Origin of the sequence: Helicobacter apodemus, assembly GCF_000765745.2 — a bacterium.
Classification (GTDB): domain Bacteria; phylum Campylobacterota; class Campylobacteria; order Campylobacterales; family Helicobacteraceae; genus Helicobacter_D; species Helicobacter_D apodemus.
The window spans coordinates 30,973-42,312 of the sequence record NZ_JRPC02000022.1; the positions used below are offsets into that span (position 1 = coordinate 30,973).

The following is an 11,340-nucleotide window of genomic DNA, read 5'->3' on the forward strand; positions in this document are numbered from 1 at the left end:
CTGAAGCAAAATAAAAGAGGGGCTAATTCTAGCAATTTCCTCTTTTAGGTTTTCTTAAAAAACTTTGCAAGAATATCCAAGCTACCCCACAATTAATCATTACATCTGCAAAGTTAAAAATTGCAAACTCAAAAAGATAATGCCAAAAGATATAATCCACCACCCCTAAATGGATAAATCTATCAAAAACATTAGAAATTCCTGCACCAAATATCACACCCAAAGGGATACTATATTCCCTCAAAAACTCTTTATTGTTATATAAATAAAAAAAGATTCCTAAAAGCAAAAGTATTTGTAGATATTTTAACCACCCTTGCAAAAATGCAAACATAGAAAAGGCAACGCCTTTATTATAAACAAGCACTAAAGAAATAATACTCCCCTCATAACCAAAACCACTTAACACAAAAAACCATTTAATACATTGATCCAAGACAAAAATAACGATCAAAGCAATAACGAAGAACAAATAAGACTTTCTCACGAATAAATTTTTCCCTTAAAATATGCTTCACACTCTTGCATAGTATTTTCCAAAAGTTTTAAATCCTTGCCCTCTAACAAAATCCTAAGTTTATTCTCTGTCCCGCTATAACGGATTAAATGCCGAATCTTTTTAGAAGCAATCCCTTTCAAAAAAGTTCCATACCCCTCTAAACCCTCTAAGTTTGGTTTAGAGTCAATGGGCAAGTTTTTTAGAATTTGGGGATAAAGCTCAAAACAATCCAAAATCTCGGATGCAGGTTTATTAAATCTTAAAATATACGCCATTGTTTGCAAAGCACTCACTAGCCCATCCCCCGTTTTTGCAAAATCACTAAAAATAATATGCCCACTCTGCTCTGCACCGAAGTTTAAATGATGCTCTAACATACTCTCAAGCACATATTTATCACCAACATTAGAACGTATGAGTTTAATATTATGCTCTCCTAAAAACTCCTCTAATGCGTAATTACTCATAATAGTCGCGACAATAGTATTATGCTTTAGGGTTTGATTTTCTTTAACTGCAAGGGCTAGAACACCAATAAGTTTATCCCCATTTACGACATTACCCTTTTCATCCACGACTACAAGCCTATCAGCATCACCATCAAGTGCAAATCCAATATCAGCCCTAACTTTCCGCACCTCCTCTTGCAAACTCAAAGGTTGCGTAGCCCCACAGCTCTCATTAATATTAAAACCATTAGGCGTATCATTAATCACAAATACTTCTGCACCTAGCTCATTAAAAATTGTTGGAGCTACCTTATAAGCAGCCCCATTAGCACAATCAATAACGATTCGAACACCGTGCAAAGATAAATCCTTAGGAAAAGAGTTTTTAATATGCACGATATAACGTCCTACCACATCATCAATCCTCTTAGAAGAACCTATCTCTTTACCCCTCTTTTGAGAGCTTTCAAGCAAGTCCTCATCAGCATAAATCTTTTCAATATTTTTTTCATCTTTTTCATCAAGCTTATAGCCACTTTTACCAAAAAACTTAATCCCATTATCCGCATAAAGATTATGACTAGCACTTACCATAATCCCACCATCACAACGCATATCTTCCGTTAAATACGCAATAGCAGGGGTTGGCATAGGACCTATTTGTATCACTTCATACCCCACCGAAGTAAGCCCACTAACAAGGGCATTCTCGAGCATATAGCCACTGCGTCTAGTATCCTTTCCTACCAAGATTTTATTAGTCTTAGAATGCTTTCTATAATAAATTCCAGCGGCAATGCCTAATTTCAACGCACAAAAAACATTTAATTTAGCCCCAGCCACACCCCTTACACCATCTGTCCCAAAAAGATCCATTACTACACCTCTTTAACAATACTTTTATTTTATTTGCTTTTAATAAATTTTCAAATAGAATTCTAGCTTAAATTTTTAACAAAAGGATTAACATCTTATGGCAAATCACAAATCAGCACAAAAGCGTATCCGACAGACCAAAAAAAGAACCGAAAGAAACCGATACTATAAAACAAGAATCAAAAATATGACAAGAAACTTACACGAAACACTAGAAGCAAAAGATATTTCTAAAGCTCAAGAACTCTTGAAACAAATCAATCAATCATTTCATAGCTATGTTAGCAAAGGAATCTTAACCAAAAATACTGCTGCAAGAAAAGTTAGTCGCCTTAATTCCTTAGTAAAAAAATCCGCTTTAGCAAACGCCTAATTCTAGGTAACTGCTAATGTTAGCCAAAAAATTACAACCCTTTATTGACCGTTACAATGAAATTAACAGCCTATTACTACAGCCAGAAATTCTTAACAATATCCAAAAAATCACTGAATTAAGCAAAGAACAAAGTAACCTAGAAGAATTGGTCCAAAAAGCAAAACAATATTTAAAAAATACCCAAACCATAAAAGATAATAAAATCCTTTTAGAAGATAAAGAATTAAGCGAATTAGCTAAAGAAGAAATCAAAGAAGCACAAGCACAAAACCAAACCTTAGAGCAAGAAATTAAAATCCTACTTCTCCCTAAAGACCCTAATGATGATAAAAATATCTATCTTGAGCTTCGAGCAGGGACAGGAGGTGATGAAGCGGGCATTTTTGTTGGGGATTTATTTAAAACCTATGTGCGTTATGCGGATTTAAAGGGGTGGAAAGTCGAGATTGTAAGCTCTAGCGAAAATAATGTTGGGGGCTATAAAGAAATTATCGCCCTCATTAAAGGAAAGGGTGCTTACTCTAAATTTAAATTCGAGGGTGGTACACACAGAGTCCAAAGAGTCCCCGAGACAGAATCACAAGGCAGGATTCATACTTCAGCCATCACCGTAGCGATTATGCCAGAAGTCGATGATGTAGAAGTTACTATCAATCCTAATGATTTAAAAGTTGAAGTCTTTAGAGCAGGAGGACATGGGGGACAAAGTGTTAATACCACCGATTCCGCAGTGCGTATAACCCATATCCCAACAGGTATTAGCGTTTCTATGCAAGATGAGAAATCCCAACACAAAAACAAAGACAAAGCGTTAAAAATCCTCAAAGCTAGGATTTATGAAGCAGAGCTACAAAACCAAATGGAACAAAACGCACACGCAAGGAAACTGCAAGTAGGAAGCGGAGATAGAAGTGAGAGAATCCGCACCTATAACTACCCACAAAACCGCCTAAGCGATCATAGAATAGGACTAACACTCTATACCCTAGAAGAAATTATGTTAAATGGGAGTCTCGATTCAATTATTGACCCAATTCTTGCCTATTTTCAAGCACAAGCTTTACAAATCAACGACTAACTTAAGTATTATTTTACATTATTATCGTTATAATTGCTCTTTTTTAGGACAGATGGGTGAGTTGGCTTAAACCACATCCCTGCTAAGGATGCGTAGTCGCAAGATTACCGAGAGTTCGAATCTCTCTCTGTCCGCCACTCTTATGCTTTTCACAACATCCCTATACATCTTGATTAACCAACCTTATATACTCTTTTAAGCAATGAATGAAATTTCTTATCTAAATAAAATTTAGATTTTATACTACAGGAGAATTTTTAAAACAACTTATAACAAACTTAATACAAAATATGCTTAAAATCCACTAATAAATATTAGGGGGGGGGGGGGCAAATAAAGCTCTATTTAATGCTAGCTATTACAGCATAACTTCAGAAGGCTTTTGTATAAAATAACGAATGGTTGCACCAAGCTGCTCGACTTTTAATACTACATAGCCGTGATTTTTCGCATCAAGGGGGATGTTATTAATACTTTGTGGGCAATCACTTAGCACTTCTAAAATTTCGCCATTTTTTAGCATTGGTAATACCTCTAATGTCCTCATTACAGGATAAGGGCAAGGCTCTCCTTGCAAATCTAATCGATAATTTGGCTCCATCATCTCCTCTCCTTTATGACTTCAAATCGCCTAGTTTTTTTGAAGTAATTTCGTTCAATAAGCAGTATAAGGGCTAAAAAAAGTAATAATCCTGCATAATTTACCATCAAACCGCCATAATCTCCAAAAACCTCTAAAAGATTAATGCGTGGAAAACTTGTTGCTAAAGGAGTGGCATAATAATCCCAAGTTGCAGCAAGAAGTGTAGAACCGATAACATTACCTATCCCTACAATCCAATAATGAACCTGCCCTTCAACTGCTCGATACATCCAACCACATTCACAACCTCCGGCAATAACAATCCCAACCCCAAATAAGAATCCTCCAATAATCGCATTAGGAGCAGCCCACATAATCTTAGGAGGTAACCCTAACATTACATAGCTAAAAACACCAATGGTAGAAACCATCATACCTATAATAACCGCCTTTGCCATATAACCTCTCCCTGTGATAAATAAATCCCTAAAGGCGGAAGTAAAACATATTTGCGCGCGGGAAATAATAGTCCCAAACCCTACGCCAAAAAGCATAGCAATACCTAAGGTAGGAATAGCCATTAAATACGCAATCCAAATAAAGATTCCTAAAAAGACTAGAACACCTAGTAGAAAAAATAGTTTTTCTCTAATAGGGGATTGGTGAAACTCTTTTTGTGAAGTTACTTTTTGTAATTTTATAGGGGAACGAAAAATAGGTAAAACAATAATCTTTGTACCTACCCATACGCCTATAAGACTCATTATCGTAAAAAACCACGCGTGCAAACTAAATTGTGGAATTCCTGTAAAAAAACTTGCTAAATTGCAACCCATACCCAATCTAGCCCCAAATCCTGCTATGATTCCGCCAATTAGGGCTTGAAATATTCTTATTTTACTTTGTGGAAAACGCAATTTCATATTATTAGCCATTAAAGATGCCCCAAGAGCTCCTGCGAACATTCCAATAATCATCACTCCATCAATCCTATCTAAAGGCGTGCCTTTTAAGCCAATAATCTTAAAATACCCCCAAGTGCTAGTATCAATCCCGACAAGATTTAGGATATGCCCACCCCAACGCGTAAATTCTCCCGTTACTGCCCAATAAGTCCCTGTTAAACCAAAATAATAAGCTGCCATTACACCTAATGCAATAATAGCGGGCATAGGAGACCAAAATTTTATTAAATAATTTTGTTTAAAAGTCTGAAACATTTTAACCCTCAAAAATAAATCAAAATAACAGATGAAGAAAAGAAGAAATATCTGTATGCTCTACCCTAGAGCCTTAATGTATTATAACATTATTTTATAAAATAATGTTATAATTTGAATATATTACTAAATTTAAGGATAGTGATGAAAAATAAAATTATCAAAATTTTAGGATTAGGATTACTCCCTCTAAGTCTTTTTGGTGCTAATAATATTGAACTTTATAATACTCCTTTTTGTGGTTGTTGTAAAGCATGGGAGGAATATATGGAAAAAAAGGGCTATCAGATTCATAGCACTTATGTAGAGAATATTGGAGAGATTAAACAAAAATATCAAATTCAGCCAAAACTCCAAAGTTGCCATACGGGTATCATTGAGGGTTATGTTATTGAAGGGCACGTCCCAGAGGATGCTGTAAGATGGCTATTAGAGAATAAACCTAAAGATGTAATAGGTATCTCTGTGCCGGGTATGCCAATAGGAAGTCCAGGAATGGAAATGGGTGATATGGTAGAGGATTATCCTGTAATTGTAATATATAAAAATGGAGATTTTAAGATTTATGGAATTTATAGGGGACATAATCTCATACAAAAGAACCCTAAAACTCTCTTTTAAATCTAAAATGGGAGGGTTTATAAAAATTAATTAAATAAGTAGCAAAAATTGCGAAACTCCCTCCAAGTAGCGTTGATAGAGCAGGAATCTCTCCTAAAAGCCAATAGCTAGTTATTAAAGCTATTGCTGGGACAAGCAGAGTAAAGGAAGCAGCTTTGGTAGCACCAATATAGGAAATACCAATATAATAAATACTTGTCCCAATAGCAGTTGAGAGGGTTGATACGATAAACATCATTAACCAAAACCTAGCATCAAAACTAAAAACATTCATCATTCCCCCATTCCATAAAAATAATGGAGACCAAAGCAGAATGCTCAAAAAAGTCATATAAAAATTAATCGCTAAAGGGTGGATTTTAATCCTTTGGCAAACTAATGTTAAAACCGCCCAATCTATCGCACATAATATAAAAAATCCATTTAAACATAATTCTTTGAAATTTTGCAAATCTAAAAGGCAAATTCCTGCAATAATCCCAAATCCTAAACCTAAAATTTCATTAGTTTTAATTATCTTTTGTGAATTTGCCCTATAAAATATATAAGCTAGCATATAAGCAAATATAGGCGTAAGGGTCGTAACAATTACACCTCCTTTTCCTGCACTTCCATAATCTAATCCCACAAAAAATAAAATTGAATACACACTATTTAATAAAGCTGCTAGAAAAAGGAGTTTAAAAATTTGAAAATTAAAGCGTAAAGGAATCTTTAATATAAGAATAAGAGGTATAGAAGCAAGAAATGCAAAGAAAAACCTCCAAAAGGTAACCACTTCGGCACTCGTATATTCAACCATAATCTTACTACTAGGCCAAGAGCTTCCCCAAAATATCATAGCCATCACCATAAGGAAATAAAAGGAAGCTTTTGACATTTTAGACTTTAGATTTTGTCGCAAAAAATAGGGCTATCGCCCCTAAAATAATAGCAATCAAAGAGGCAATCAAAATAGAGATTTTTGCTAATACAATTTGCTCACTAGTGGTATAGGCAAGATTAGCGACAAACATAGAAATCGTAAATCCAATACCAGCAATAATGCCTATGGCTGAAATATGTCCATAATGAAGCCCGGTAGGCTTTATAGCAATATGTAACCTCTCCCCTAAACAAGCAAAAATCAAAACCCCTAAAGGTTTGCCGACTATAAGCCCTAGTAAGGTCCCCATAAATAGCCCATCAGTATTAAAATTAACACCAGAATCTAACTTCACTCCTGCATTCAAAAACGCAAATAAAGGAACGATGAAATAAGCACAAATAGGCTGTAAGAAAGTTTCTATTTTTACTAGCGGGTTTTGTGCGTAATGAGAATATTTTGCAAGCTTATCAAGAATTTGCACACGTTTATTGGCTTCTTTCATATCAATTCTTTTTTCTTTGTTAGGGAGAAAGACAGAAGTAAGGTTATTAACAATAGTCTTTAAAAAGCCTTGTTGGGATTCTTGGATAGGAAATGAGCTTCTCTTATTAGAGTTTGCAAATTTATTCCATTCCTCTAAAATATCTAAAATCTGCACGAAATATTTTCTACGAATGTTAGAGCGACCGGGGATACTAAAAGCTAAAATCACTCCAGCAATAGTAGCGTGTATTCCACTATTATAAATCGTAATCCATAATAAAGCACCAAGGAATATATAAGCAGAAGTATATTTCACATCATAGTAGTTAATAGCGATTAAAATGCAAGTAATAACAATAGCGGCATATAGCCAAAATAAATCTAAGGTATTTGTATAGAGGATAGCAATCACTAAAATAGCACCCAAATCATCAAAGACTGCTAAGGTTACAAGAAAAATCTTTAATGTAGAAGGGATTCTTTTACCAAATAACAATAAAAGTCCTAAAGCAAAGGCAGTATCTGTGCTCATCGCTACACCAAAGCCATAGATAGAATCCGTATCATAGTTAAAATACATATAAATGATAATAGGAATAATCATCCCCCCTAAAGCCCCTAAGAGTGAAAAATTTATCTTTTTAAATCCTACCAATTCCCCATAAAGCACTTCCCGCTTCATCTCTAAACCAACCATTAAGAAAAATAAAGCCATAAGGACATCATTTGTAAAATGCAAGACACTAATGCCAAAAGACCATCCTTGAATAAACACACCAAATTCTATTTCTAAAAACTCAAAATACCAATTACTATATTGAGAATTTGCAATAAGCACTGCTAAAACCACACAGAAAAATAATAAAACTCCCCCAAAAGATTCGTGATGGATAAAAGTGTGTAATCCCTCTTGCAATCTATCTTTTACATAGCTTGTGGCACGAATAGTATTTTTAAAAGGGCTCATAACTTTCTTTGGTAGAAAAAACATTCCTTATCCTTTAAAAACAAAATCTTGAGCTATTTTAACAAAAATTTTATCGATAAAAACACTTTTTTAAATATTATTAAAACTTCCCACACCAACAAAGCTTTCTTCAATAAAATGCGTTTAAAAAAGGATTTGTTATAATTATGGAATTTCTCAAGGAGGAACAATGCTTAAAAACATCGAATCAAAACGTTTATATACAGCTATTGTTATGCTAATTGCCATAATTTTAATCGTGCTTTTTCATAGTCCTTTTTTATTATGGAGCATCTTAGGGATTGCTTGTATTATAAGCTTTTATGAATCTTATCAGCTTTATACAAAAGCTAAACCAAATCCTCTTTTTACAGGATTGCTTGTCCTATTTTGGATTAGCCTTTATTGGCTAGAAACTTTGCATATTATCTTTGTAATTTTAATAATCCTTGCTTCTTATAAAGCCTATACACAAAAGGGTAATATTGCTTATGCGATGCCTTTTATTTATCCCACCATTCCTTTTACGTTTTTATATCTTCTATATTTAGATTATTCCATTAACGCCATAATTTGGCTTTTATTTATTGTAGGTTTAACAGATAGTTTTGCATATTTTGGGGGAAAATTATTTGGAGGAACGTTTTTTAGTAATAGTCGCCTCTGCCATATCTCACCTAATAAAACTAAAGAAGGCGTTTTGATAGGTATTAGTATCTCTGTGGTAATTTCTACCTTTGTAGGGCTTGGAATTTGTAATTTCTCTACTTCGTTACTTTTAAGCTTAATAACTAGTATTTCAAGTGTGTTTGGTGATCTTTATGAGAGCTTTTTAAAACGTCAAGCAGGGGTTAAAGATAGTGGCAATTTACTCCCTGGACATGGCGGAATGCTTGATAGATTAGATGGATACTTCTTTGGGGGCATTATTTTATATGTAATGCTAGAAATCTCTAAAGGGAATTTGTCTTAATGATACTTTTAGGCTCTAGTGGCTCTATTGGTATCAATACTTTAGAGATAGCAAGAAAGTTTCATTTAGAAGTAGAAACTTTAGGCGTTGGGTATAATATTGCTCTACTTAATCAACAAATTTTAGAATTTAATCCAAAAAATATTATTATTGCTTCAGAAGCAGATACTGCAAAAATAACATCATCTTTTAAAGGCAAGATTTATTGCGGTGAGGGGGGAATTTTAGAGGCTATTAAGGATTCAAAAAGCAATCTTGTTATCAACGCACTCGTAGGATTTTTAGGATTATCCCCTACTTTGTATGCGATTAAATCTAACAAAATCGTGGCTTTAGCGAACAAGGAAAGTTTAGTTGTAGGGGGAGAATTTATCGATACTTCTAAGATTATTCCTATTGATAGCGAACATTTTGCTTTAAATTACCTTATGAATTTCAATCCTACAATGCGTCCTTTTAAGAATCTCTATATTACTGCAAGTGGCGGGGCATTAAGAGATACTCCCTTACATCTACTTAAAAAGCAAGATGCACAATTAGCCCTACAACACCCTAATTGGCAGATGGGTAAAAAAATCACTATTGATTCTAGCACAATGGCAAATAAACTTTTTGAAGTCTTAGAGGCTTTTTGGCTCTTTAAAAGTAAAAATATTGACGCCTTTATCGAAAAAAACTCTCATATTCACGCACTTGTGGAGTTTTGGGATGGAAGCATTGTTGCACATTTTGCAAATTGTAATATGCAATTACCTATTGCCTACGCTCTATGTTTTGGGCTTAAATTAGGGGAGGAATTTTTAAACAATTTTTCTACTAAACCCCTCATTACGCCTTTAAAAATCCATTCAACACCTTATTGTTTGCAACCCATTGATACTAACCGCTATCCCTTATGGGGCTTTAAGGATTTATTATTAGAAAACCCAAAATTAGGGGTGATTTTCAATGCGGCTAATGAAATAGCAGTGGAAGCCTTTTTAAATAATAAAATCACTTTTGGGGGAATAGAAGCTATGGTTAAAACATCTTTAAAAAATTTTTTAAAAGTTAGATACTCTACTCCTCAAGAACTCTTAGAATTTGACAAAGAAATTAGGGATTTTACTGAAAAGCTTATCAATTAGCACATTTATAATACTCTTATCCCTCCTCACAAATCCTAAGAAACTCTTGATAATATTTCCAAGACTTTAGAATATCAGGATAATATTCTTTAACAAAAGTTAAATTTTTATCAAATACCTTTTTGAGCCTCATCCTCATTTCTTTATGCTCCCTTAGATATTTTAAAATATCATTTTCATTAAATTGCTTAGTTTTTTCAATTTCAATCCTTTTTTCCATTGCAACAACAAATTTATTTAAATACTCCCTTGTGGCATTATAAAGCCCTTGATTATCTCGCAAATTTTTAATCTGCGACTCTTCTACAAAAATAGCTAAATATTGATATTTTGTTTTATAATTTAACATTTCATTTGTAATATCTACACAATTGATATTATTATGTATTTGGTAAGTAGTAATAAAAATTTTAATGCTCTCATCTAATTTAAGGCTTGATAAATCATAATTTTCCTTTATATGTTACCTTGCCTATATCTTGAGTGTTTGCATAGAGGGTAAATGGAAGCACTCCATATAAATCTCCCCTATTTATTCTATCGGCAAATCGTATCTTTTCTGTCTCTTTAAAGATTCCTAACTCTTTAGTAACTCTATTCATTGTATCAAAGGCTACATTAGGCATTATCTCTTGCGTATCTAAACCAATAATCTTTGCATTTGGAATCTCATTTAAAATTTCCCATTCCATTTTACCCCAAGTCGCAATATTACAACAACATTCCAAACTAGGAGATGACCCACCGCTATAATCAAAATAATCCAAAACATCATCACAATCACAAGCAAGAGTAAAATTAGCCATTCTACTTCTGCAATAACCTAAATGGTTTGCATAGGTTTTTGCCATACTTATAGGGTCTCTAAAAACAACCAATAATGGGATATTGTTGCAAACAAGATAAATAAATTTTATCTCTCATTACTAAAATGGAAGCGATTTATTAAACATAAGATTCCGCTATTTTGTAAAATTCTATCAAACATTGAGCGATAACTATTCTTATCAGCACAAGCCATAAGATGACTAAACTGCACTCCATAATTGCTCAAATAAGACCTCATAGAACTCCAACCACTACCCCAAGTAACCAACCACACAAACTTATAATATAGAGGCAATGGCAAATTCAAATCCCAAGCAAGGGAAGCAGGAATACTCTCATAACTTAAATTAGCATAAGGTTGTAAGGATTCTTCATTCTTAGATTCTACATTT

Annotated in this window: 14 protein-coding genes and 1 tRNA gene; 6 read left to right on the forward strand and 9 right to left on the reverse strand. The window is 33.7% G+C overall.

Going from position 1 to position 11,340, the window contains the following annotated elements:
• Positions 1–28: 28 nt before the first annotated feature.
• Complete coding sequence (gene lspA / locus LS72_RS08275) at positions 29–487, reverse strand: signal peptidase II (RefSeq protein WP_034554956.1); 459 nt, start codon at positions 485–487, stop codon at positions 29–31.
• The gene (gene glmM, locus LS72_RS08280) at positions 484–1,824 is read right to left on the reverse strand and encodes a phosphoglucosamine mutase (protein WP_034554954.1); all 1,341 of its coding nucleotides are present in this window, start codon (positions 1,822–1,824) and stop codon (positions 484–486) included. The genes lspA and glmM overlap by 4 nt, the downstream gene beginning before the upstream one ends.
• Positions 1,825–1,921: 97 nt before the next feature.
• On the opposite strand from glmM, the gene rpsT reads away from it, so the two are divergent.
• From rpsT to LS72_RS08295, 3 genes are all read left to right on the forward strand, one after another.
• Positions 1,922–2,197 (forward strand): 30S ribosomal protein S20, encoded by a 276-nt coding sequence (gene rpsT / locus LS72_RS08285; protein ID WP_034554953.1) that lies wholly within the window; start codon positions 1,922–1,924, stop codon positions 2,195–2,197.
• Between the two features lie 10 nt (positions 2,198–2,207).
• Entirely contained in the window at positions 2,208–3,278 is a 1,071-nt protein-coding gene (gene prfA, locus LS72_RS08290; protein WP_194145585.1) for a peptide chain release factor 1, read from the forward strand.
• A gap of 46 nt (positions 3,279–3,324) precedes the next feature.
• Positions 3,325–3,415: transfer RNA gene (locus tag LS72_RS08295), tRNA-Ser, on the forward strand.
• A gap of 221 nt (positions 3,416–3,636) precedes the next feature.
• Here the strand turns inward: LS72_RS08295 and yedF are convergent.
• Together yedF and yedE are read right to left on the reverse strand one after the other, a co-directional pair.
• Entirely contained in the window at positions 3,637–3,879 is a 243-nt protein-coding gene (yedF, locus tag LS72_RS08300) for a sulfurtransferase-like selenium metabolism protein YedF (RefSeq protein WP_202978623.1), read from the reverse strand.
• The gene (yedE, locus tag LS72_RS08305; protein ID WP_034554802.1) at positions 3,879–5,081 is read right to left on the reverse strand and encodes a selenium metabolism membrane protein YedE/FdhT; all 1,203 of its coding nucleotides are present in this window, start codon (positions 5,079–5,081) and stop codon (positions 3,879–3,881) included. The genes yedF and yedE overlap by 1 nt, the downstream gene beginning before the upstream one ends.
• Before the next feature lie 144 nt (positions 5,082–5,225).
• Here yedE and LS72_RS08310 point away from each other — a divergent pair, with 144 nt between their 5' ends.
• A complete protein-coding gene (locus tag LS72_RS08310) occupies positions 5,226–5,702 on the forward strand; it encodes a DUF411 domain-containing protein (RefSeq protein WP_034554801.1) in 477 nt (158 codons plus the stop codon).
• Here LS72_RS08310 and LS72_RS08315 read toward each other — a convergent pair.
• Positions 5,686–6,555 carry a DMT family transporter gene (locus LS72_RS08315; RefSeq protein WP_238700778.1) on the reverse strand — a complete coding sequence of 290 codons (870 nt, stop codon included), beginning with the start codon at positions 6,553–6,555 and terminating at the stop codon, positions 5,686–5,688. The genes LS72_RS08310 and LS72_RS08315 overlap by 17 nt on opposite strands.
• Positions 6,556–6,583: 28 nt before the next feature.
• Positions 6,584–8,044 (reverse strand): Na+/H+ antiporter NhaA, encoded by a 1,461-nt coding sequence (nhaA, locus tag LS72_RS08320; protein WP_052087357.1) that lies wholly within the window; start codon positions 8,042–8,044, stop codon positions 6,584–6,586.
• Positions 8,045–8,210: 166 nt separating this feature from the next.
• Here nhaA and LS72_RS08325 point away from each other — a divergent pair, with 166 nt between their 5' ends.
• Both LS72_RS08325 and dxr read left to right on the forward strand, forming a co-directional pair.
• On the forward strand, positions 8,211–8,993 hold the full coding sequence (locus tag LS72_RS08325; RefSeq protein ID WP_034554799.1) for a phosphatidate cytidylyltransferase: 783 nt from the start codon (positions 8,211–8,213) through the stop codon (positions 8,991–8,993).
• Positions 8,993–10,120, forward strand: a complete 1,128-nt coding sequence (gene dxr / locus LS72_RS08330) for a 1-deoxy-D-xylulose-5-phosphate reductoisomerase (protein WP_034554798.1) — start codon at positions 8,993–8,995, stop codon at positions 10,118–10,120. The genes LS72_RS08325 and dxr overlap by 1 nt, the downstream gene beginning before the upstream one ends.
• A 16-nt stretch (positions 10,121–10,136) precedes the next feature.
• On the opposite strand, the gene LS72_RS08335 is transcribed toward dxr, so the two are convergent.
• The 3 genes from LS72_RS08335 to LS72_RS10900 all read right to left on the reverse strand — a co-directional run.
• Positions 10,137–10,580, reverse strand: coding sequence for a DUF2972 domain-containing protein (locus LS72_RS08335; protein WP_138155259.1), 444 nt, complete (start codon positions 10,578–10,580; stop codon positions 10,137–10,139).
• Positions 10,564–10,998, reverse strand: a complete 435-nt coding sequence (locus tag LS72_RS08340; RefSeq protein WP_194145581.1) for a DUF2972 domain-containing protein — start codon at positions 10,996–10,998, stop codon at positions 10,564–10,566. Before LS72_RS08340 ends, LS72_RS08335 begins: the two co-directional genes overlap by 17 nt.
• A 35-nt stretch (positions 10,999–11,033) precedes the next feature.
• Positions 11,034–11,340 (reverse strand): hypothetical protein (locus tag LS72_RS10900; RefSeq protein WP_194145582.1); only part of this gene is annotated, 307 nt, incomplete at its 5' end.